25 protein-coding genes and 1 rRNA gene are annotated in these 23,248 nt (G+C 36.3%); 8 read left to right on the plus strand and 18 right to left on the minus strand.

Features of this window, described 5'->3' with window-relative positions:
• Positions 1 to 7: 7 nt before the first annotated feature.
• The 6 genes from F3G70_RS11335 to F3G70_RS11365 all read right to left on the minus strand — a co-directional run bounded on the left by F3G70_RS11335 (position 8) and on the right by F3G70_RS11365 (position 7,193).
• Positions 8 to 1,484 (minus strand): 16S ribosomal RNA (locus F3G70_RS11335).
• Between the two features lie 583 nt (positions 1,485 to 2,067).
• On the minus strand, positions 2,068 to 2,583 hold the full coding sequence (locus tag F3G70_RS11340; protein ID WP_149732819.1) for a carboxypeptidase-like regulatory domain-containing protein: 516 nt from the start codon (positions 2,581 to 2,583) through the stop codon (positions 2,068 to 2,070).
• Positions 2,584 to 2,876: 293 nt separating this feature from the next.
• The gene (locus F3G70_RS11350; RefSeq protein WP_149732821.1) at positions 2,877 to 3,269 is read right to left on the minus strand and encodes a hypothetical protein; all 393 of its coding nucleotides are present in this window, start codon (positions 3,267 to 3,269) and stop codon (positions 2,877 to 2,879) included.
• 380 nt (positions 3,270 to 3,649) lie between these two features.
• On the minus strand, positions 3,650 to 4,684 hold the full coding sequence (locus F3G70_RS11355; RefSeq protein WP_149732822.1) for a TIGR01177 family methyltransferase: 1,035 nt from the start codon (positions 4,682 to 4,684) through the stop codon (positions 3,650 to 3,652).
• Positions 4,685 to 4,714: 30 nt separating this feature from the next.
• Positions 4,715 to 5,827, minus strand: coding sequence for a PH domain-containing protein (locus F3G70_RS11360; RefSeq protein WP_223166087.1), 1,113 nt, complete (start codon positions 5,825 to 5,827; stop codon positions 4,715 to 4,717).
• 130 nt (positions 5,828 to 5,957) lie between these two features.
• Entirely contained in the window at positions 5,958 to 7,193 is a 1,236-nt protein-coding gene (locus F3G70_RS11365; protein WP_188118179.1) for a proteasome-activating nucleotidase, read from the minus strand.
• A 345-nt stretch (positions 7,194 to 7,538) separates the two neighbouring features.
• Between F3G70_RS11365 and F3G70_RS11370 the strand changes: the two genes are divergently transcribed.
• From F3G70_RS11370 to F3G70_RS11390, 5 genes are all read left to right on the plus strand, one after another.
• Complete coding sequence (locus F3G70_RS11370) at positions 7,539 to 8,246, plus strand: hypothetical protein (protein WP_149732825.1); 708 nt, start codon at positions 7,539 to 7,541, stop codon at positions 8,244 to 8,246.
• 71 nt (positions 8,247 to 8,317) lie between these two features.
• Positions 8,318 to 9,094 carry a hypothetical protein gene (locus F3G70_RS11375; protein WP_149732826.1) on the plus strand — a complete coding sequence of 259 codons (777 nt, stop codon included), beginning with the start codon at positions 8,318 to 8,320 and terminating at the stop codon, positions 9,092 to 9,094.
• Positions 9,091 to 9,891: a hypothetical protein gene (locus F3G70_RS11380; protein ID WP_149732827.1), complete on the plus strand. Its 801-nt coding sequence runs from the start codon at positions 9,091 to 9,093 to the stop codon at positions 9,889 to 9,891. Before F3G70_RS11375 ends, F3G70_RS11380 begins: the two co-directional genes overlap by 4 nt.
• A 190-nt stretch (positions 9,892 to 10,081) precedes the next feature.
• Positions 10,082 to 10,534, plus strand: coding sequence for a DUF308 domain-containing protein (locus F3G70_RS11385; protein WP_149732828.1), 453 nt, complete (start codon positions 10,082 to 10,084; stop codon positions 10,532 to 10,534).
• 332 nt (positions 10,535 to 10,866) lie between these two features.
• Complete coding sequence (locus F3G70_RS11390) at positions 10,867 to 11,352, plus strand: multiprotein bridging factor aMBF1 (protein WP_149732829.1); 486 nt, start codon at positions 10,867 to 10,869, stop codon at positions 11,350 to 11,352.
• A gap of 4 nt (positions 11,353 to 11,356) precedes the next feature.
• Here F3G70_RS11390 and F3G70_RS11395 read toward each other — a convergent pair whose 3' ends face one another.
• The 10 genes from F3G70_RS11395 to F3G70_RS11440 all read right to left on the minus strand — a co-directional run bounded on the left by F3G70_RS11395 (position 11,357) and on the right by F3G70_RS11440 (position 19,635).
• A complete protein-coding gene (locus F3G70_RS11395) occupies positions 11,357 to 11,788 on the minus strand; it encodes a DUF356 domain-containing protein (protein ID WP_149732830.1) in 432 nt (143 codons plus the stop codon).
• Positions 11,789 to 11,823: 35 nt separating this feature from the next.
• On the minus strand, positions 11,824 to 13,044 hold the full coding sequence (locus F3G70_RS11400; RefSeq protein WP_149732831.1) for a hypothetical protein: 1,221 nt from the start codon (positions 13,042 to 13,044) through the stop codon (positions 11,824 to 11,826).
• A gap of 55 nt (positions 13,045 to 13,099) precedes the next feature.
• Positions 13,100 to 13,531 carry a hypothetical protein gene (locus tag F3G70_RS11405; RefSeq protein WP_149732832.1) on the minus strand — a complete coding sequence of 144 codons (432 nt, stop codon included), beginning with the start codon at positions 13,529 to 13,531 and terminating at the stop codon, positions 13,100 to 13,102.
• Positions 13,532 to 13,613: 82 nt separating this feature from the next.
• Positions 13,614 to 15,035 carry a Mur ligase family protein gene (locus tag F3G70_RS11410; RefSeq protein WP_149732833.1) on the minus strand — a complete coding sequence of 474 codons (1,422 nt, stop codon included), beginning with the start codon at positions 15,033 to 15,035 and terminating at the stop codon, positions 13,614 to 13,616.
• 17 nt (positions 15,036 to 15,052) lie between these two features.
• Complete coding sequence (locus tag F3G70_RS11415) at positions 15,053 to 16,123, minus strand: glycosyltransferase family 4 protein (RefSeq protein ID WP_149732834.1); 1,071 nt, start codon at positions 16,121 to 16,123, stop codon at positions 15,053 to 15,055.
• A gap of 65 nt (positions 16,124 to 16,188) precedes the next feature.
• Positions 16,189 to 17,283: an ATP-grasp domain-containing protein gene (locus F3G70_RS11420; RefSeq protein ID WP_149732835.1), complete on the minus strand. Its 1,095-nt coding sequence runs from the start codon at positions 17,281 to 17,283 to the stop codon at positions 16,189 to 16,191.
• Complete coding sequence (gene hycI, locus F3G70_RS11425; protein ID WP_149732842.1) at positions 17,280 to 17,741, minus strand: hydrogenase maturation peptidase HycI; 462 nt, start codon at positions 17,739 to 17,741, stop codon at positions 17,280 to 17,282. The genes F3G70_RS11420 and hycI overlap by 4 nt, the downstream gene beginning before the upstream one ends.
• A gap of 67 nt (positions 17,742 to 17,808) precedes the next feature.
• A complete protein-coding gene (locus tag F3G70_RS11430; RefSeq protein WP_149732836.1) occupies positions 17,809 to 18,576 on the minus strand; it encodes a methyltransferase domain-containing protein in 768 nt (255 codons plus the stop codon).
• 18 nt (positions 18,577 to 18,594) lie between these two features.
• On the minus strand, positions 18,595 to 19,047 hold the full coding sequence (gene nikR, locus F3G70_RS11435; RefSeq protein WP_149732837.1) for a nickel-responsive transcriptional regulator NikR: 453 nt from the start codon (positions 19,045 to 19,047) through the stop codon (positions 18,595 to 18,597).
• A gap of 111 nt (positions 19,048 to 19,158) precedes the next feature.
• Positions 19,159 to 19,635, minus strand: coding sequence for a hypothetical protein (locus F3G70_RS11440; RefSeq protein ID WP_149732838.1), 477 nt, complete (start codon positions 19,633 to 19,635; stop codon positions 19,159 to 19,161).
• 81 nt (positions 19,636 to 19,716) lie between these two features.
• Here F3G70_RS11440 and F3G70_RS11445 point away from each other — a divergent pair, with 81 nt between their 5' ends.
• Positions 19,717 to 20,262: a DUF2115 domain-containing protein gene (locus F3G70_RS11445; RefSeq protein WP_149732839.1), complete on the plus strand. Its 546-nt coding sequence runs from the start codon at positions 19,717 to 19,719 to the stop codon at positions 20,260 to 20,262.
• A gap of 27 nt (positions 20,263 to 20,289) precedes the next feature.
• Complete coding sequence (locus F3G70_RS12525) at positions 20,290 to 21,021, plus strand: thermonuclease family protein (protein WP_223166089.1); 732 nt, start codon at positions 20,290 to 20,292, stop codon at positions 21,019 to 21,021.
• Positions 21,022 to 21,041: 20 nt separating this feature from the next.
• Here F3G70_RS12525 and F3G70_RS11455 read toward each other — a convergent pair whose 3' ends face one another.
• Both F3G70_RS11455 and F3G70_RS11460 read right to left on the minus strand, forming a co-directional pair.
• Positions 21,042 to 21,977 carry a 3-hydroxyacyl-CoA dehydrogenase gene (locus F3G70_RS11455; RefSeq protein ID WP_149732840.1) on the minus strand — a complete coding sequence of 312 codons (936 nt, stop codon included), beginning with the start codon at positions 21,975 to 21,977 and terminating at the stop codon, positions 21,042 to 21,044.
• A 58-nt stretch (positions 21,978 to 22,035) separates the two neighbouring features.
• Entirely contained in the window at positions 22,036 to 22,479 is a 444-nt protein-coding gene (locus tag F3G70_RS11460; RefSeq protein ID WP_149732841.1) for a MarR family winged helix-turn-helix transcriptional regulator, read from the minus strand.
• Between the two features lie 517 nt (positions 22,480 to 22,996).
• On the opposite strand from F3G70_RS11460, the gene F3G70_RS12350 reads away from it, so the two are divergent.
• Positions 22,997 to 23,248 (plus strand): hypothetical protein (locus tag F3G70_RS12350; RefSeq protein WP_223166015.1); only part of this gene is annotated, 252 nt, incomplete at its 3' end.

A 23,248-nucleotide genomic window follows, 5' to 3' on the forward strand; every position in this document is an offset into this window, starting at 1 on the left:
AAGTGTAAGGAGGTGATCCAGCCGCAGGTTCCCCTACGGCTACCTTGTTACGACTTCACCCTCCTCAAAAAACCTAGATTCGAATATGACAAAAACATCACATCCTCATCCAAGCCCTTTTTGGGTGGTGTGACGGGCGGTGTGTGCAAGGAGCAGGGACGTATTCACCGCGCAATAGTGATACGCGATTACTACGCATTCCAGCTTCATGAGAACGAGTTACAGTCCTCAATCCGAACTACGACTAAGTTTAGAGGATTACCTCCACCTTTCGGTGTCGGAACCCATTGTCTCAGCCATTGTAGCCCGCGTGTTGCCCAGAGGATTCGGGGCATACGGACCTACCGTCGTCCACTCCTTCCTCCTATTTATCATAGGCGGTCCCCTTAGTGTGCCCGGCATCCAAAAAAGGATCCGCTGGTAACTAAGGGCGTGGGTCTCGCTCGTTGCCTGACTTAACAGGACGCCTCACGGTACGAGCTGACGGCGGCCATGCACCTCCTCTCAGCTAGTCAAGCAAAGTCATCAGCTTGGCCATCATACAGCTGTCGCCTCTGGTGAGATGTCCGGCGTTGAATCCAATTAAACCGCAGGCTCCACGCGTTGTGGTGCTCCCCCGCCAATTCCTTTAAGTTTCAGTCTTGCGACCGTACTTCCCAGGCGGCGGACTTAACAGCTTCCCTTCGGCACTGGAGCAGCTCAAAGCCACCCCAACACCAAGTCCGCATCGTTTACGGTTAGGACTACCCGGGTATCTAATCCGGTTCGCGCCCCTAACTTTCGTCCCTCACCGTCAGAACCGTTCCAGTTAGACGCCTTCGCAACAGGCGGTCCTCCCAGGATTACAGAATTTCACCTCTACCCTGGGAGTACCTCTAACCTCTCCCGGTCTCAAGTCTAATAGTATCTCCAGCAATTCCCACAGTTAAGCTACAGGATTTCACCAGAGACTTATTAAACCGGCTACGGACGCTTTAGGCCCAATAAAAACTGCTACCACTAGAGCTGCCGGTGTTACCGCGGCGGCTGGCACCGGTCTTGCCCAGCCCTTATTCCAAAAGCTCTTTACACTAATGAAAAGCCATCCCGTTAAGAATGGCACTTGGGATCCCCCCGTCGCGATTTCTCACATTGCGGAGGTTTCGCGCCTGCTGCACCCCGTAGGGCCTGGAACCTTGTCTCAGGTTCCATCTCCGGGCTCTTGCTCTCACAACCCGTACCGATCAATGGCTTGGTAAGCCGTTACCTAACCAACTACCTAATCGGCCGCAGACCCATCCTTAGGCGAAAAAACATTTAAACAAAAAACCATTCCAGGAATAATTGCCTATCCAGTATTATCCTCAGTTTCCCAAGGTTATCCCGGTCCTAAGGGTAGGTTATCCACGTGTTACTGAGCCGTACGCCACGAGTCTAAACTCGTTCGACTTGCATGGCTTAATCGAATCCCAATAGCAGTAGCATCTGCCAGGATCAAACAGAATTGAACACATAACAGACATAATAATAAGTATTATGAAGTACGCTAAAAAAAATATAGACGAGTAATACACTGAAAATTGACAGTATCAATATTCACCACATCTACAAAACCAACATCATACCTGAAAAAACTCAAGTACTCACAATGTATCGCTACATGTGGAAAGCAACCATCATTGTAATTATTGTGATATACAATTTTACTTAGGTCATCGCCATAATACATATAGCACATCTAATAGACAGAGATATTCAATTAACAAAATCAGTTAAAATTAATTGCAAAAATTATTTAAAATATAAAATAAGGATAATTAATATTAAAAATATAAAAAACATAGATATTAATTGATTATATCAAAAAATAAAATTATAATAGTCACAGATTTAACTAAATTTTAAAAAAAATAAAATGAGAGCTTTTTAAAATAAATATTAACAAAAAAATAGTTTGATTGAAAAAAGTGAATATTATATTAAGAATATATAAAAAAAATCAAAAATGAAAATTACTAGTATATAAAGTTAACTATTTTTTGCTATTAAATTAAAAAAAAATATGGGAAAATAAGATTTCCCATTCAATTAATTGCAAACAATATCCTTTATAATAGACAATACCGCTTTAACAGTCTTATCAAATATTACATTTGTTGCCATTTTACCGACATCTGCGGGACTATATGTTGGAGGTATATTTGTAATCAATATATTAAATTTTTCACCATATGTCACAGCAGCCAAACCATCATTAATACCATTGAAAAGTCTAGAGGCAAATTGACTGTAATCCTGATTATCAACAGAGTATGTTATTGCATTGGCCAATGGATTACCAGAACCATTCAGTACCGTTACATTGAATTTAGACCCATCCTTATATTTCATGGATAAGTCTTTAGCTTTTAAAGTAGGAAGTACTTTAATGGTATTTGATGCTTTATATCCATTATACTCTGCCGTAATTATATATTCACCAGGATTTAAATTAATATTTAAACGTGCTACACCTGAAGCATTTGTGTATCTGGTGTAGAATACTCCATTAATATTGAATATGACACTTACATTTGCCCCAACCGGATTACCTGCATTGTCCAAAAGCCTGACATAATATTGAGAATCGTTTTTATAGTATTTTGTTAAATTGTGATTTAGAATAGCAATTTAACTGTTATTCTTCTTTTTATTTTCTCATTCAAAAATAGCTATTTGTTCTTATTTTTTGATTTTATCATTAATTTGGACTTTATTAACTAAATAATAACACTGTTATATTATCATTTTATAAAGTTGTCACAAAACTAAATAATTGTTTTCCAGTAGGCCTGTAAGTCCATCCCAGTAAATTGCACCACCATTATCAGCGGAATTACCCATGAAAACTGAATTTTTTACCGATCCGTTTTTCCTTTCCAAATGATTACACCGCCAGTCTCTGCAGTGTTGTTTAAAAAATCACAGTTTAAAACATAACCGGCAACACCTTCCCAATATATTGCACTGCCGGATTCAATAGTGGTATTTATAAAATCACAATTTATTAAAAGACCTTCATGACCTACCCAATCTATTAATTCCCCGCCAAGAGCATAGTTGTTTTTAAAAGTGCAGTCCTTAATTGTACCATTCAGACCACCCCATAGAATTACACCATCATAATCTTCCAAATTCCAATTAATAAAGGTTATATTTTTCAAAACAACATTATCACCATAGGCAATAAATAAATTAGATATTTTAGAGCCATTCCCATCAAAGAAATGTCCATGGCCATTTATAGTCACATTATCAAAAATAGAAATAGCACTGCTTAGATTACTTTCAGAACAATAATAATCGCTGCCTAGATTAATTTCTTCACCAGGATTTGCATTTTCAACTACATTTGCAAGTTCAGCTAAATCATCTGAATTAGAATCCGGCCCATCTACCCAATACCTGAATTAAAATAGTCCGTTGAATTATCTGAGGCAAATGCACAATTCATTGAAACTATTAAAAATAATCCCATGAAACAAATAAAAGCATAATTTCTTTTCATCGATTTCTTCCTTATTATGAATAAAATTTTATACATTTAAATATTTATTTTAAATAATATAATAATTTCCAATTAAAATCAAAATAAATTTAAAAAAAATAGCTAAATTTTATGGGAGGGATTTTATTCAGACTTTTTTATAACTGATATGATTCTTGTTAAACTTCTATGCATTTTTATAGCATATTGCTCGGCAAGCTCAAAGCCCACTTCTTCCATCATCGGATTTAAATCCACATAATGAGGGCTTGCCATACACAGATAAGCGTCATCCGCCATATTATCATAAATCGCATGGAAGAATTCCTTGAAAATATCGTCGCCTTCGATGTCGCCTGTGGAGGTTGAAATTCCATAAGGCGGGTCTGTAACTACAGCAGCTACCTTCTCATACATCTTAAGCTCACGGACGTCCAGATGAAATGTCCGGTAATCCGTTATGCCACAATAATCCAAATTGATAGCTGTTCCGTTCTTCATTTTCCAGTTGACATCAGATCCGACGACCTTGCATCCGACCAGTCCCGCTTCAATCAATATTCCTCCGGTTCCGCAGAACGGATCCAACAACAGCTGTCCTGCTTTAACTCGGGATAAGTTTACCATACAACGAGCTAATTTAGGACTCATTGAACCAGGATAGAAAAACGGCCTTTTATGAGGTTTGATTTCTTCAAAATGCCTTTTATTCAAATGATACTTCTCGATTGCAATATAAATCGTATCCTGAAAAGCAACCAAACGAACCAATGAATTCGGCTTGTCAAGCTTGACTTTTATATTTTCTGTCTTTTCAAGAATCAATGATCCGGCCTTTCTTTCAATGGCTACGGTATCGACTTTTGAGTCGAATCTTTTAAGCCTGACTGCGAAATTCTCATCGATATAATCCTGCCAGTCGATTGAGAAAATATCATCGTTCAATTCATCGACGCTTGACGTTTTAATAATCTGGTGAACCTCATGGGTGTATCCAAGTCTTCTGGTCAATATCCGGTAATATTCATCGATGTTTTCTGAAGAAATGTCCTTTACTATCACCAGACCTTCGGTAATTACTTCCATTGAAGCTCCCATTTCTTCGCATTCCATGACCGCCTTCAGTTCTCCCTGAGGCAATTCCGGATGTTCCTGAGATTGTATGCATAATAATTCCATTATCGTTCACCTTAATTAATGATATGATGATTATCTTTTAAACTTATCGAAATGTCTTTTTATTATTTTTTCACTTGATTCTGATGCATCATCTTGGCGAGAATCTGATTCCTGAACAGGAGCCTCATCATGATGCTTTTCCTCTTCATCATCATAATATCGATTATCATTGCCATAGGAAGGATTACGCCTTACTTCATAATAATCATCATCATTGTCACGGGAATAATCATGCCTTACGTCATTATAATAATCGTCACCATTGCCACGGGAAGGATTACGCCTTACTTCATAATAATCATCATCATTGCTGCGGGAATAATCATGCCTTACGTCATTATAATAATCATTCTGACCGTAGTTTGGAGGACGTTCATAACGACCGCCCATTGCCCTATTGATATTCTGTTCCAGGCTTTCGTCATAAGGCTCATATTCATATCTTGGCCTTTGGGGAGCGCCATAGCTTAAATCTTCCGGATAATACTCATATTGCCTGCGCGCGTACTGCTCTTCACGGGTTATCGGAGTTATGACAACGTCATCATAATCATCTTCATAATTCAGCGGCTGCACATTCCTCTCAATTGGATTTCTAGGCGGCTGATAGGAAAAACGATTCATTGATTGAGTCATATTGGAAAAAATAATTTCTTCAACCTTTGACGGATCGGAAACGCTATCCAAAGACATTGAATTGTTGTCATATGCACTGAAAACGCTGATTGAACCGACATTAAAGAGTCTTGCAAAAACGCTTTGGGAAGTGTTAATGTCCTGAATCGTGGCATAGGGCATATAATTTTTGCGGTTAAGCAACACACCGGACTTTACGATAATCTTGCTTTCAGTCAGTATGTATTCCTTGGCGTACCATCCTACAATCTGCCAGATTATATACACAACAATAACAATCATTAATACGAAAACTGCAATTGCAGTATACCTTGTAAGAGGCAATGAAATGCGGGATATCAGATAGACCTGCATCTTACCTATAAACTGAATAATAGGACCTGATGCAGATAAAAGAATAACTAATAAGATAAAACCTAAAATAGCTTTTTTACAGCCAAACAATAAATTAGGCCTAGTTTGATAAATTATTCTCTCATTAGATTGATTATCATTTTTTCCAAACATAATAATACTATTAGATTTTAATTTTTAATAAAGTTTTACCAAAAAAAGTATAGAAAAATAAGCCTCAGCTCGCCCATCATTCATCACTAATCAGAGCTCATAGGGTTCATCATAGGCTTATTTATGAAAATTAACCGAACATTACTCCGGCTTCTTTTTTAAACTCTTCATCATGTTCAGAGTCAACAACCTTATCGACGGCATCCATGAAGTCAGCTACGGTTACCTTATCACGTTTTTCACGGATGGCAAACATTCCCGCTTCGGTACAGATTGCCTTTAAGTCTGCACCTGAGAGGCCGTCAGTCAAATCGCACAGTATGTCGATGTCGGCCTCTTCATCCAATGCCATTCTTTTAGTGTGAATCTTAAGGATTTCCTTTCTTCCATCAGCATTCGGGAGAGGAACTTCTATGAATCTGTCGAAACGGCCAGGCCTTAAAAGCGCCGGGTCTAAAATATCCGGCCTGTTTGTTGCGCCGATAATTCCAATGTCTCCTCTTGATTCGAAACCGTCAAGCTCAGCAAGCAACTGCATTAAAGTCCTTTGAACTTCCCTGTCACCGCTGGTTGAACTTTTAAGCCTTTTGGCTGCAACGGCATCAAGCTCGTCAATGAAAATGATTGCAGGAGCCTTCTCTTTAGCCAATTCGAATACTTCACGCACAAGCCTTGCACCTTCACCGATATACTTTTTAACGAATTCGGAAGCTACAATCTTGATGAAAGTTGCGTTAGTTTCATTAGCTACGGCCTTTGCAAGCAATGTCTTACCTGTTCCCGGAGGACCGTATAAAAGAATTCCTTTTGGAGGATCAATACCAATCTTTTCAAATAGCTCAGGTTCCTTTAAAGGCAATTCAACGGTTTCCTTAACCTCAACGATTTGCTCTTCCAAACCGCCGATTTGATCGTAGGTCACATCAGGTTTGGTTTCGATTTCCATTCCGGATACGTTTGCATCCTTTTCGGAAGGAAGCACTTCAACAATACCGAATGTCTGCTGGTTTAGGGCAACCCTTGAACCTGGAACCAATAATTTTTCATCTAAGAATTTTGAGTAATTAACAAGAAAACTAGGACCTGTACTACTTTTAACTGTCATCCTATGCTCATCTAAAACTTCAGTAATAGTAGCTAAAACTAAAGGGGGAGATCTAAACCTTTCCACTTCGGAACGTAAGGATTTAGCTTCTCTTTCTAATCTGATTTTTTCGTTTTCGATTAGAACTTTATCTTTTTCTAATTTCCTAACTTTCCACATTAAGTTACTTTTAGCTTTGGACTTCTCTTCACGGATAGAGGTTATTTCATCTTCTAAAGATTCGATTCTTTCAATCAATTCCTCTTTTGAAGAGTTTTCCAAATCATCAAAATCGTTCATGTGAATCATACTCCATATAAATTTCTAATTAAATCACTTTAGTTAAAACCATTTCTTTTCCTAACAGTCTATTAGAAAAATATGAAACTACTAGTATAAAACATTTTAGCATTTTCAATTGAAAAGTATTATTGAAATTGCGATATCGCTAATTTGAAAAATCGTTAATTGAAGCCATTTAAAGAATGATGTAATACGAATAATTATACTTTAAGTTATTTATATTACAAAAAACAATATTTAAACAGATAAGGTTGTTTTCAGGTCATGCTAATCACAGGTTGGCAGGCAGAAAATATTACCGCTTGAAATAATGAGGGCATGATAATGGATAACAAAAAAATAATTTTAATCGCAATGATAATTCTAGTCATTGCAACGGTCGTTATTCTAGTAATGTTAACTACAGTTAATTACGAAAGAATTGAAATAACGCCAAACGGGACAAGCTTAGAAGTCCCGGCCAATCAAACGAAATATGATGGAGAAATTGAGAAAGCTAAAATTTGGAATTGGGACAATGGAATACTGGTTACATACAACAGTCACGAAGACAAAAACATTTTAAAAGTAAGTGAAGTAGGCTTCAATACCTTAAATAACATAATAAAAAATGGAGAAAAGCAGAACATTGACGGCTATACATGTTATGTTATAAATGCCGATGAATTGCTGGAAATCCACTTATTCGATATCATTAAAGTGAATTATAACGGCAAATTTTATTGCATTCCCCTATCCAATGAAAGCTCTCATGACAATTTAATAATCTGCTGTAACGACAAGAACATTGCAGTGCACATGGCGAAATCCGTAGAGTACAAAAATGTTTTTCCGGACGATAGCAAATTGGAGGATAGCATTTCAACCGTGAAAAACATAACCGGAGATTTGCAGTCAAAGGCAAATGAATATGCAAACAGCGCCAATTTAAGCCAGGTCAAATCGGAAGTGGAACAAAAAACCGGAGTTAATTTGGATGATGCTAAAAGCGGAATAGAGCAATACATTGGAAAGATACCTATAAGGCTATGAAACTAATGTAAAAAAGAGCATCATAACTGTTAATAATTATTAGCAACATAAATTAGTTTAAGGTGAACTTCATGCAAATACTGGATAACAGATTGATTCAATTAGTAATTGTAATGGTTATCTTTTTAGTTTTTACCGTTTTGGCCAAGCTCATATATGATAAATTAATCTCTGATGATGGCAAATCCATAAACATTAGTAGAATACTACCTGAAGATGAAGTTCATTCATTAAGACAAGTTTTTTATTTAATTTTGATGGCATTGTGTGTAGTGAATATTTCCTATACCTTGACAGTTTCAAAAATAGACTTCCCTTATCTTGCAATATTTGATATCGCGCTTTCACTGTATTTTGCAGCGGCATTGGATAAAAGTTCCACAAAAGGTAAGATATTATGGCTGTTAGTAGTTCCATACGGATCATTATCTTATCTGTTATTCAATAGCGGTTACGAAATCTTTTTGATAATAATCCATATTTTAGCATTCATTTACTTCGCAAAACAAAGTTTTGATAAATTTATGGAGTATACTCATTCAAACGGTTTGGGAATAACCATAATATTACTGTTTACAATAATTTTCGTCAGCTTTTTTGTAACGCAATACAGTGAAAATGTAAACCCGCTGGATTCACTGGTAATCGCTTCCAATGAATTTACAGGCAATGGATATTCTGTTTTTGGAGATACTATAGCCGGCAAAATGAATAGTTTATTGCTGGTTTGGGGAGGATATGTCATGTCCGGAGTCGGTGCGGCAACATTAACGGCAGCTATTTTAACAAGACATTTCAAAAAGGAATTTAAGGAATTAAGGGAATTGATTGAAGAGGGGGATGAATGATGGAAAACTCTGTTCTATTGAATTCCATATTTCAATTATTGGTTGCGGCCGTAATATTTGTCCTTTTAGTTTATATAGTCAAATTTACTTTAGATAAAATTAAATCATCCTCGTTCATTAAGAATTCAAGGTTTTCAAATCCTTTAGAATATTTTCCTTCTGAAGCGCTCTTTTATCTAGAACAAATCTTTTATGTGGCAATGATATTAATCGTTGTTTTAATCATCTTATATCAAATATTTAACTGGACTGAAGGATTAGGTTTCATAATTGCTTTAGATATCATTGTTTCGATATATATTTGCATTATCAGGAGCTGGGATTCCCTTAGTGACAAGGTTTTATTATTCTTATTGATTCCGTTTTCATCAATAACTGAAATAGTGTTTGGAAATGCATACAGCTTATTTAATTTATTCCATATTCTCGGGTATCTGTATTTCATCCAATTTTACTACCGTGAATTTCTTAAGCATACTCAGAGCAAAGGTTTGGGATTAAGCCTTATAGTGACATTTTCAATATTGCTGATAAGCTTTTTATTTACAATTCTTGCTGAAGGAGTTTCTCCTATGGATTCCATGACTATGGTTACCAATGCATTTACCAGCAACAGTTTTGATGCATCCGGAAAAATCATGGCTGGAAAGATTAATTCCTTAGTATTGGCATGGGGAGGTTTTATTCTATCAATTATAGGTACCGCCACTTTATCCGTTTCAATTATTATGAAATACGTTTCCAGTGAATTTGAGGACATAAAGGATACAGTTAAAAAGAATAAAGGAAAGAAGTAATCTTTTATTATTATTCCTGAATTTCGCCTCTTTTCCATTCCACCCCACAGATGTGCTACCGCACCATCATCAAATGAGATATAATAATTATTAAATAGTATAAAAAAGATAATTTAAAATTAAAGCATGATGCTTTTAATCATAATTTTCACTTGAAAAAGTGAATTTAACAAATTTTAGGAGGAAAAATATGGAATCAAATAAAATATCCGGAATACTGGCTATTATTTTAGGATTAATTTTTATAATATTTCCTATTTCCGGTACTATAACAGTGTCCATTCTTTTTGGAATAAGCTTAATACTGTTTGGTATAGTATTAATACTAGCCGGATTAACGGCTCTGAATATTATTGTCGGGATTCTATCCATTATAGTTGGGATTATATTCCTGTGTAACATTTCAGCATTATCATTCCTTTTCGGATTAGAATTCTATATGATTGGTATCATACTGATTTTAGCGGGTATTGTTACTCTTTTTTCAGATTTACAAATATCAAAAATAGCATCAGTATCCCTTATAATCCTGGGTATAATATCATTTGCCCTTGGAGGATTATCACTCAGCCAACCAATGTTCGCCCCAATTCTTATAGGCGTAGGTTTAGTCATTGAAGGAATAATATTATATATAGGCTAGAAATTTAAGAAGCAATCCTTTGATTGCTTTTATTTTTATTTTTAAAAGCTTTTAATTGAATCATTAATTTTAGTATTTTTTAAAAGATAGATATAGATATACCTTTGAAAAATCAATTAATTTTTAATGCCCTCACCGTTAACGTCAAAGACACTCCATTAAAATCATAGATGAGAATTTAATTCTAATTTAATTAATCATAAACTAAAAAATCATAAAGCAAAAAAACAGTGCAACAGATATTTTTAAACAGACATTTTTTCAAAAAAACAAAATTTATTAACTGTTGAAAAATAAATCATTAATTAACTAAATTCAAAAAACTGATTAATATGGAATGCGAAATTTGTGGTAAACCCGTAAGCGAAACAAATCCTACAAGAGCAAAAATTGAAGGATCAGTTATGGTTGTGTGTAAGGACTGTGCAAAGCTTGGAACGATACAAAAGGCACCTCCAAAGCCAAAGTTCCAGCAAAACAAGAAAGGAAGAAAACAAACTCAACCAAGAAGAACATATAGAAATGATGAACCAAAAGATGAACTTATAGAAGACTATAATGTTGCCGTGAGAAGAGCAAGAGAAGCCAAAAACTGGTCCCGTGAGGATTTAGGAAAGAAAATAAATGAAAGAGTTTCCGTCATCAACAGAATTGAATCCGGCAAGATGACCCCTGATAATAAATTAACGAAAAAACTGGAAAAAGCTCTGGATATAAAACTGATTGAAAATATTGATGAGGTTGATTTGAATCAGTTCATGAGCAGTTCATCCGGTGAGAGAACTCTCGGAAACGTAATGAAAATCAAAAGAAAATAGCTATCTATTCAGTATAGCTATTTAACTTATTATTTTGAATATACCTTTTTTTACCTTTAACTGAATAATCTATTTTTCCTGCATTTAAAGCCCTGTATGAGCGGTAGCCATCCATGTCATGGGCGATTTTAAGCTTTTCTTCCAGCTCGTCATGACCTCGGTATTCCGGACTTACAACAACGATGTGTGCCGGTGGATGAATCTGCTTTATCTTTAAAATGCTTAAGGTAGTATCTTCCTTTACGAAAAATGCGGTTGCCACGTTGGATTTGGTTTTAAGCTTTGCCTTTAAAATCTGTTCCACTAATGAATCGGCAAATTCCGCACTGATGACCTTTGGATTTGATACTAAAGTTAAACTGCCGTGCCTTTCCATATCTGAAATGGCACTCAATAATTTTGATTTATTCTCTCCTCTAACTAAAATCAATGCCATAATATCCCCTATTAATAAAAAAAAAGAAAAGAAGTTTAAGTTCGTCTGTTTTGGAATGACTTCAACAATCTGCTTCTGAATATAACCAAGAGAATCAGGACTATACCTACCGCCGTCTGAATGCTTCCCAGAATATTCATTATGTTTTCGTCAACAGGCAAATCCCATGAAGGTGAAGACCTGTCTCCCGGAAGCGCAGTGTAATAGACACCTACGGCTTTAGATTCCTCTTTTACGTTAATGTCTTTAGGTTCTACATGATCAACGCCCATTAAAAGACCGTTATTAATACCTTTATTGATTGAACCGGCAATTGCTGATGCGTCATATCCGTATTTATTGACTGAAGCCTGAACAATCTCTTTTGTTGTGGCCGCAACGCCTGATTTACCACTTCCGTAAACGGAAACACTTACTGCATCGGGACTGACGGTAATCGCTTTTCCTAAAGATTCATATGCATAAATAATCTTCAACTCTCCGCCACAGATAGGACACGTTTCATAAGCTTCGGCAGCGGGATAACCGACACCCCAGCCACACTCGTCACATGATTTTGCGTAAGCTTCATCCATCGGATAACCTGTTGAGTTCATTTCAGTAGGAGTGAACATGTCTGAAGTGGATATTCCTGAAACGAGGTTTACTCCACCCCCACCGTATTTTTCACCGGAATCACGGGCCACTTCGCCCATAGCTTCTGAAAGAATAGTGGTTGCAGGATATCCGTCCCTAATCATCTTACCGATATTCATTGCGGTTTCCTTACGGACATAATCTGCTGTACCATACATTGGATTTCCATCAGTATTCCTCAAGTGAATAATGGCTCCTTTCTGGCCAGGCTCCAAAGTAGCTACTCCACTGCTGTACGGAGTTACGGTAATTGAGTTGTCTGCATCATTAACCTTGACTACGTAAGCATCAAATGATCCTCCGATTGCAGCACCCATATACGGACCTCCGACAAGCAGACGTGGTCCTTCATAACTGCTGGCAATGGAAGCCGCTGAAGCTGCTGAAGCATTGTTTTCGAGATTTGCAACGGCAGCTACAATTGAATTCAGCCTGACGTCTGAACTACCGGTACCCCCTGAGAGAACTGCAAAGTGATTGTTCTTTGACATCAGAAACGTTGACTGGAACATGTTCTGAGCAAATGACATACTTCCGGCCGCAGCGCCGTTAGGATCCTGTCCAGTAGGATCGGTTATGACTATAATGTTACAGGTAGCAGCTACGCTACTCATAGTCATTAAAAATATTATAAAAATGATTATAGGTATTTTCAAACTCTTCAAAGCTTATCCCTCATTTCGAATCCTCTATTTCAACAGACGAAAAGTCTTCTATAACAGTTACAGTAACAATTCCAGTATTCTTGTCTACCTGAACATCAGCTGCCTTAATTGGCTGAACTGACGTACCCGGAACCGTCGACTCTTTTGCAAATTCCTGAGCCGTTTGTATCGCATCCTTCAGCGAAACTTCTCTTTTGGAAGTCTTCAATATATCTCCATAAATCACACTGCCATCCCTTAAACCGGATTGCATAACATTATATCTTATTGTATCAACCGGAACTATATCATTTCCTTTAACAATGATTCCTGAGATAGGCACTCCATCATTTATCTCACTTGATGAAGCGAATGCGACGTAAGTAATCAAACGACCACAGACAATCAAAATAAACGCTAATAATAAAATTATTAATGTATCTCTTCTAATCTTTATAAACATATTACTTATCCTCTTAGATTTCTATTCGCTAAGAACAAAAAAATCTATACACATATAGTTATAATTAATATAATATTTAAATTTATAGAATGTTATTTAAAATAGACTCGGCAGGGTCCATTCCCTGAGCCCCTATTAACAGGATAATATCATTTTTATCGGCAAGCCCATAGGTTTCAGAAAGGGAATCCTTAAGGTTGTCAAAATGAGTGTATCTTACATTATTCCTGTCCAATACCTCGAAAAATACATCCTTCTCTTCGGGAGTGACGTAATTCAAGCTGTTGACCACGTCTTTGCTTGAAGATAAAATCAGAGTAACGTCATCATTCAAAACTTCAACCAATGCCTCTACATTAAGCTTATTGATTTCAACGCCCCTGGAACCCCTTATTGCACAGACGACAAACAACTTCTGATTGTCATTGACCATCTTTATGCATTCCCTTATGGTGTTTTTGATGCCGTCTGGGTTGTGGGCAAAGTCATCTATGATTAACGGTTCATCATTGAGCTTTGCAAAGCGTCTGTTTAGTGCCTTGTATGATTTGACACCTTTTGCAATACTTTCTGAACTTAAGCCGAGACTGATGCATGCTCCCACTGCAGATAGAATATTCTGTATGAAATGACCGCTGGTAAATGGCAAGTCCGTCTTTTCAATTATTAACTCACCATTATAGTAAATTCCATTATCGAAATATAAATCAACGTCATTTCTAGACATTGACCAGTAGAAAGGGTTTTTTGCATCAAGCTTTCTTACAAGCTCGTCGTCGTAGTTTAGAACCGTTACTCCGTCACCGATGGCTTTAGGAACTGCAGAGATTTCATCGAAAACCTCATCTATTGAATTTACAAGGCCGATATGGTCCATTGCAATATTTGTAATTACCCCAACTGAAGGATTTAAAGCGTTTGACATCAGTGAAGCGTGGTTTTTCATTAGCTTTCCAAGCCATCCCTGCACTTCAGACACTTCAATGGATAGAAAATCAAGCTTTCCGTTATCTTTTACTTCATCTGAAATCAATTTGGAAACCATTGGATCTATTAATGTATTGAATTCGGATTCACTGTCAGTATTTGTAAAAACGTGATACCCTGCATCATTAAGGATATGATAAATCATATGGGAAGTCGTTGACTTTCCGTTTGTGCCCGTAATGACGACATTAGTTGAATCAGGAGAATAATTGTCAACCGTCCATTTAAGGGCATAAGCATTAGCCAATTCAATCTTGTCACAAACGATTAATGGGAAATTCAGCTTTCGAGCGGTTTCAACAGCTCCGTCCTTTGGAGTTTGAGTTATCAGGCAGGCGATATTCTTTTCGGCTGCGATTTCAATGCCTTTTCCATTAATCCAATGCCTTATTACGATATCTCCCTTTTTGGAGTCGTTCAATAATGTAAATCTTCCAGTAAATTCCTGGTTTAAAAAGAAAGTGTCATTTCCAATAATTTCACCGTTAATGAAATCAGCTAATTCTTGAATAATCATTTAAAACACCGTAAAAATCAGAATATGTACATCTTGGCAAGAATGCCTATTATACAAAATGCTAAAGTGGCACCCCAATAAGTTAATACGATTTTGGTTTCGGACATGCCGTAATGGTTTAAAGTGTGATGCAGCGGCTCTACAGGCAGCTTGATGATGTGTGCCCTGTGAAGCAGACTTACAATGACTGATATAATCGGTACGCCCAATGCAAGTATACCGAAGTACGGCAAGTCACATATGAGGACTGCTGCGGCATAGCCTGTTCCCAATACGAATGAACCGGTGTCTCCCATAAATATTGAAGCCGGATGCTTGTTGAATACCAAGAATCCTAAACATAAACCTGCCAATATCAGAAACGGCGGGATGATTGTCATAGGGCCAAAGAGATAACCGTAAAGACAGCAGAATAAGGATGCTATTCCTACGATTCCGGCTGCAAGACCGTCCATTCCATCGATTAAGTTTACTGAATTTATACATCCTAAAACTGCAATTATTACAACAGGAATGGCAAAAATACCCAATTGGAATCCTCCGATACTCGTAATGATACCTGTCAATCCCAAAAAGACTCCGATAGCTATCTGACAGAATATCTTTTGCAGTTCATCAGGTTCAGTTTTAATCGGAACTTCACCGATGACTTCGACTTTGCCCTCTTCGAGGAACTTGTCGACCTCGGCTTTGGCTTTTGGAGTGGCTACCCTAACTTCTTCCTGAGGCTGGACATCAAGTCTTCCTAAAGTTATTACCTCCTCTGAGACGTTTACAACGATTTTCTGGATCTCTTTAACTTTTAGCCCAATCAAATCGTCAACCAGACCTACCATTCCACCCACAAGCATTATGTATGAAAGAATCAATATTGGAATATTCTGATAGTAAATTGAAATAACTAAAGAAATAGAGAATAAAAATGCGATTCCGCCCATTGTAGGCGTTCCGCTTTTATGTCTGTGTTCACTGACTATAGGATTATCAGCTATCCTTGCTTTAATCAATATTCCTCTAACGCTATACGTGAAGAATATCGTTGCGATAAATGTTATTAAAAAAAGAATTAACATATCTCCAGTATTCATTCCAACCACTACATAATATTTTAAACTATTAATATTTTATTAATTAATACTATATAATAGTTTCATTAAGTTAACTCATTAATTAGATTTTCAAGCTCTTTTTTTGATTTTGCCCGAATTGTAATCCTTTGATAACCGGCCGGACCATGAACCACAAAGTTATTGTTGTCGAATGATTTTTTGGGTTCTGAGGCTTCGGGTCCCTCGTAGTTTCCGATTGGAATTTCCGTGGAATAGTAATATTCAAGCTTGTCAAAGATGCTTTTAAGGCTGAATTCCCCACATGCCATATTTACCAGTTCGCATAATGAATTGACTCCGCAGGTTGCGGTTGTCAGATATCTGGTCCCGTTAGGCCTTGTATTAACCTCAATCGCATAGAGCTGATCTCTTTTGTGGGAATACATGAAGTCCATCTCGAATATTCCGTCGGAATCAAGCTTTCTTGCCACATTATAGGCGGTTTCCTGAACCAGATTGTTGTCCAAACCGTCAACCAAACAAGGACCTAATTTGACCTTGTTTAACGGATGAGTTCCTTCAAGAGTCGTTTCACCCTTATAGATTGGAGGAAGTGCAACATACTCGCCGTTGAATCCTATTACTTCAATTGAGATTTCAGAACCTTCTATGAACTCTTCGCAAAGGGCCTGGTCGAACTCCTCGAAGTATTGGGTAACGTCTTCCATATTATGGGCGATTTTAATGTCCTTTCCGCCCTGTCCTTCGCCCTGCTTGAGGACAACAGGAAATTCCAGAGCCAGTTCATCGGGAGCGTTTAAAATCTGATACTCAGGAGTGACAACACCAATTTCTTTGTAAAATGATTTCGTGTTAATTTTATTGGACGTCAGTTCCACAGCACGGACATTTGAAGCTATTACCGGAATTCCGTATTCGGATTCAATTTCCTCTTTCATTCGAGCCACCTGAATCAGCGGCGGATCAATGCCTATCAACGGAATTATCGCATCGACATCATGAGTGATTGCAATCTGTTTTGGACCGTCCATTCCCCTTGGAACGATAAATACCTGATCCGGCAAGTCCAGATTGATTGCGTCCTCATTGGACTCGGTTAAAATGCTTTCTATACCTTTTTCTCTTACGTAATAGTCAATATCGTCATATAAGCGTGATCCAATAAATAAAATTTTCATGTTAATGTCTCCCTTAACAGTTCAACAAGTTCCTCTGCACTTTTTTGAACGTTTTCAGTCAGCTCGCCATTGAAATCCATCAGGTCTGCCCCCAGAACGCCTAATGAATCCTGGTCAATCAATTCCAAAGTTTCAGGCTCAATACCTATGAATAAAACATTATCGTTATTCAGGAATTTCACAAAATAGGACAATGACATCGAATGGGTGGAGATTCCGATTTCGGCAAAATCGTCCTCATCAACTATTTTGAACTCCCCCGGAGCCAGACCCATCAGGCAGGCGTCGATGATAATGATATGGGAGGGCTTTTCGATTCTTATTTTGCCCGTGAAGTTTTCAGGAACCGTTTGTGCGTTGATAAGCATCACCTTATCTGACAGTTCATATTTATTCAAATTGCTTATGATGAATGGTCCTACACCGTCATCATATCTCAGTTCATTGCCGATTCCCAAAATAATCAATTTCTCATAATCTTTTAAAAAATCCCTTAATTCTTCCTTAAAAGAAATATTATCACCTTTACATGATTTGGGTTGAAACGGTTTCAATACCTTGCCCCATTATATATTTTAATTTTACATTAATTAAATCATTGCATTTGACATCTATCTCATCAATGGGGATTAATAAAGGTGGATTAAACATCGGTGTCGGTCCGCACACCATATTGTCATTCAAAATGGTGACTGTGGTAATCTTTATTCCGTTAGCATTGCCGGTTTTATTTGCCTTGAATTCAATATCCTTTTCAAAATCAGGGTTTATTTCATCTTTAAAATCTATTTTTGAGTAATTTACAGTATTTGAGAGAATTTCATACTTTGCATTTTCATCCCAGTGGATATAATCCCTTTCCATATTTACAAGCTCTGCAAAATTGACTATGGCCTTTGGAATTATTTCACCGCCGTTTTTAAGAGCCTTTCGGGCATGGTTTAAAACCTGCACTTCCTCCTCGTCGATTAATGCAGTATCCATCATCTCGCATACTATCAAATCGGCTTTTTGTCTAAAATTACAGTCCAAAACATCGGAATTGATTACTGTTACGTTTTCAAATTCATTTAAATTATCTGAAGCGCACTCGGCCGCTTTTGAATCTATTTCAACAGCTATGATTTTGTGAAAGCTTTCACTTAAAAAATAGGACAGCACTCCGCTTCCGCAGCCCAAATCGTAGGCCAAGTCATTATTTCCCGAATAATCGTTAATGGCTTCAAAAAAGGCGGATACCCTATCATTATCCTTCAACAAATCGAAATGATAAGAAGTTGCTTTGAATTTCATGAAAAAAAATAAAGTTATTTAGTGAGTATGGGAGTGGTCATGAGAATGTCCATCAGGCTCACTAAATTCTTCTCCGTTTGCGGTACTGGTTAATTTTACGTGTTCAACGCCTTTAAGCCTCATAATTCTTTCTGTTAAGTCACGAATTTCAGCAATATCTCCATTAACTACTACAATCTCCATACAGTATTTATCAGTCATGTGTATATGCATACTGGTGTTAATCTCATTTCTAAAACTGTGTTGAATTTCTGCGAGATTTTCCATTACGCCAGTATAATGGTGGTCATAGATAATAGTTATAATACCGATTCTTTCTCCCTCCATTGAATTCATCCATTGATAACGGACAATATAATCTTGAAGGGCATCACGAATACCTTTTGAACGAGATTGATAACCTCTTTCCTTTAATACCTCATCAAAATCAGCTAGTAATTTCTTAGGCAATGACATACTTATTCTCATCATATAAATAACCTTTTTATCATTAGTATAATATTTTTATTTTTACCTTATATAAATATTATGATAAAATCAGGAATTAATAATACTCAGATAATAAAAAAATAGTAAAAAATATTATTCAACGAGAAGGTAGTATTCGCCGTCGGACTTGTGGATATGTTTTAAAAGCCCCTTATTTTCCAGTGACAAAATAATATGGTACATTCTGAAATTTGACAATTTCAAATCCCCGTAAAGGAGATTGCCCTCAAGGATGTATTTGGAGACAAGGTTCTTATCATTCACAAGATTTTTTATAAGGTCAAAAGATTCCTTCTCCTTGATGTTGAGTTCCAGCTCCTCCAGATCCTTTTTGGAGTTGACTGTGTTGACCTCTATATCGGAATCTATTAATCTTACCGTGGAATCCTCAAATTCGATTAATTTCTTGTTTGAAAGGGAATTCAAGACCTGAACCAAATCGTATTCATGGAAACTTCCCACACAAAGCTCCTTTTTAAGAGCCTTCATTGGAATTTCGCCTTCATATTCCACGTCAAAGATTTTGATTTGGTCAAAAATAACCTCTTCCTTTCGGGTAATAGTAATCATATAAACAATTTCCAGCTTCTATTATTATAATAATATGATTTTGCTATTACTTAAATATATGTTTAAATATAATTATAAAGCATGGACCCTGAACAGATATTAACCGAACTGAGGGAAATATTCAGCCAAGACAGCTTTACAAAAAACGATTTGATGGTTATCCTGAAAAAATACGCAAGCATCATTTCAGTTTATGACTTGATGATGGCCTCAGTAAGGATGAGGGAGGAAGGAAAATACATTCAGTCCCAGTACAGGGAAAAGTACCTGGAAATATACATTAAATATTTCATCATGCGCATGAAGGAAGTCATTGAAAACAACGATGACATGAATGAAAAAATCGATTTGGATACCCTGGAGGATTCATTCCATCTGCTTGAAAGCACTTTTGAAAATGAAGGCAATGATAAGGAAGACAAATTCCCCCTGATTTACGTTATTACCTCACTTTATACAACATTCGTTCTGGAAGAGCCAATACATCCAGTTGGAAGTGAATTTCCTGGAAGCTTGAAGGTAACTGAGGAAAATGGAGTTTTCTACTGTCCGGTTAAGGAAAATCAGGAAAACAATCCCAATGCCATCTGCCATCTCTGCTTAGCGGAGCAGACACCAAATATTTAATAACAAGATAGTAACAATATATGACTGATGAAGATGAAAATCGAAAGGAAGTATTTATTCGCAATATTTATAGTTCTAATGCTTGCCGCAGCGATGGCAACTGCAACTGCATACACTGGAACCGGCTTTTCACACCACAAAAGCATATCAGAGTACAGTTCATTATCATTAAATGACATTTTAAGCAAATACTCCGATACGGACTGCAAAGCGGAAGCAAGCGGAATATGCACAAAAGTATCCGACGGAGATACGATAGAGGTTGAAGGGGTCGGAAAGGTGCGTTTCGTTGGAGTCAACACCCCCGAAAAGGGAGTTGAGGGATCAGACACATCAGCATACCTCGTTAAGAAATTATGTCTGAACAGGGAAGTCAGCCTTGACATTGATGACTCAAAACACACCGACAAGTACGGAAGAACCCTGGCCGTCGTGATAGTGGACGGAAAGAACCTGAATGAAATCCTTTTAAAGGAAGGGCTTGCGGAGATAATGTACATGCCTCCAAGCGAATTCTATCCATATAACTGGGCCGGAGAGAATACTACAAGTTACACACATTCCTCAACAGCTTCAAGTAGCTCATCCGGTGCTGTAGGCGATTCAGGAAGCTATATCGGAAATTCCAACTCACATAAGTTCCATTATCCGACATGCTCATCATGTTCTAAAATAGCTGAAAAAAATAAAGTGGTGTTCAATTCAAGAGATGATGCCATTAATCAGGGCTATGTGCCATGCAAGAGATGCAATCCTTAAAAAAAATAAAAAAAAGGATTTTAATACTCATAAAATCCTTTTCCAGCATTAATACCTGTTTCACCCTTATCTATTTTTTCTTTTAGTTTGGCTGCGATTTTAGCATGTATTGAATCGGGATTATTAACTTCAGGATTCATGATTACAATATTGTATGCAGTTACCAAACCTACAACATCTAATATGCGAAAAGGTCCGTTAGGCGCACCGGTTGCCAGCATCCATGTTTTATCGATTGTCTCCGGATCAGCCACATCCATTGCATACAACGCTTCAGCCGCACTTAAAAACGGAACAAGCATAGAATTCAAAATATAACCTGGCTGTTCTTTTTTAAGCTGCAACGGCACCATATTAATGTCTTCGGCAAATTGGACTATTTCATCATAATACTTTTGATTAGTCCCTGGATGTCCCATTACCTCAGCAGTATTGTTGGCCCAAATGGTATTTGCAAAATGAAGAGCCAGATATTTTTCAGGTCTTCCAGTATATTCAGCAAACATGCTTGGAAGCAGTGTTGATGAATTAGTAACTATAATAGTTTTTTCAGGCAAATATTTTGCAAGTTCCTGATAAAAAGCAATTTTTTGTTCCGGATCTTCAGCAATAGCTTCAATGACCAAGTCTGCATCTTCAGCAGCTTCCTCATAGCTAGTCGTTAAGGTTAAACTTTCATACCCGTTTTTTGCATTTTCAATTAACTCATCGATTTCCTCTTCAGAGATATCTGGAGATTTTGCAAGACCCCTGCAGTATTGGCTCTTATCGGTTTTGAAAGCTTCCAATGTCTGTACATAAATGTTTTTAAATCTTTCAAGTTTCGGCTGTGCTCTTTCGATTGAACCTTCACTTCTAAGCCATATCGTTACATCAAAGCCACAATATGAGGATTGAAGCGCAATTTGACTACCGAGAACACCGCCACCAGCAACAACAACTTTTTTGATATTCATATATTTCACCACATTAGTTTACATGTAAACTAATTTATGTGTGAAAAAATATATAAACCTATTTGTTTAATTGGGCGGATTTAGCTGATAATTTTCTAAAAGTTTCAACAAATTCTTCCGATAACTCATCAAAACCCATTTTACTTTCCCATTCCCGATTAATCGCATCAAGAATAGGAATTAAATCCAAACCTTTGGAAGTAATCTTCAAAATATTATTTCGCCTATCCCAGCAAGACTGTTCACGACAGATATATTCGTTTTCTTCCAATTTCTTAATGGCTTTGGTAATGGCACCTTTAGTTAAATACAAATCATCGGACAATTCCTTTTGATTGATATTATCTCCATTGTAAATCCTAAGCAAACATAAAGCCTGGATTAAATTAAGATTATATTCCATTAGTGCATTATTCAGATAAGTTTTATGGTTTTTATGGAAAATAAATAAATTATCGCCTAAACGATTGCAGTCATAAAAACCTGGATTTCTTGAATACATTAAATAATAATTTATAAAAGAAAATATTTAAATTTAAGTTAAGGGGTTTGTCAATAAATCCTTAATTTGATTATTTTACTTATTTTTTCTATTTGACTATTAAATTGCCTTTTATTTTTGTTTTATTCTTTTAAGAACTCTTATTTTTAATATTTTTGAGAATTTTTATTTTGGCATTTTTTGATTTTTTTTATTCTGGAAAAGATCTTATATAATATTCTTAAATTTGGAGTAATTTTTTTCTAATAAAATCCTTAAAATTTAAAACAACTTATTCATATTATTTTAATTACTTTTATTTAGTTTAATATTACTTAAAATTTAAAATAAATAATTATAAATACTTTAAATTACATATTATTATATAAGAATTATTTATTAAATTTTTTAGATAAAATTTATGTGTTTAATTTAATTTTCACGGAATTTTCATTGATTTTTAGTGAATTTTCATTGAAAATTAAAACCTCTGAATAATTCTTTAAACTGAATAATACTTTGATTTTTCATGCCAGTTATGGAATTGAAAGAGTATAAAGATGGCAGTATTTTAAATAAACTTAAACAGGAGGGGGATTGTCCTAAAATGTTGTTAACAATCACTAATTTTGCATTCAGCAAAATGGTTCAAAATTTAATGCATCAATTGGATTCAGAATTCGAATCCAAACGTGGACGTCCAGCATATCCTCGAACACTACTTTTAATAGTAGTATTGTACTGTTTTAGCATAGATATTGCCAATTATACTAAAATGGAAGAAGAATGT

Origin of the sequence: Methanobrevibacter millerae (assembly GCF_900103415.1) — an archaeon.
In the GTDB taxonomy this organism is placed as follows: domain Archaea; phylum Methanobacteriota; class Methanobacteria; order Methanobacteriales; family Methanobacteriaceae; genus Methanocatella; species Methanocatella millerae.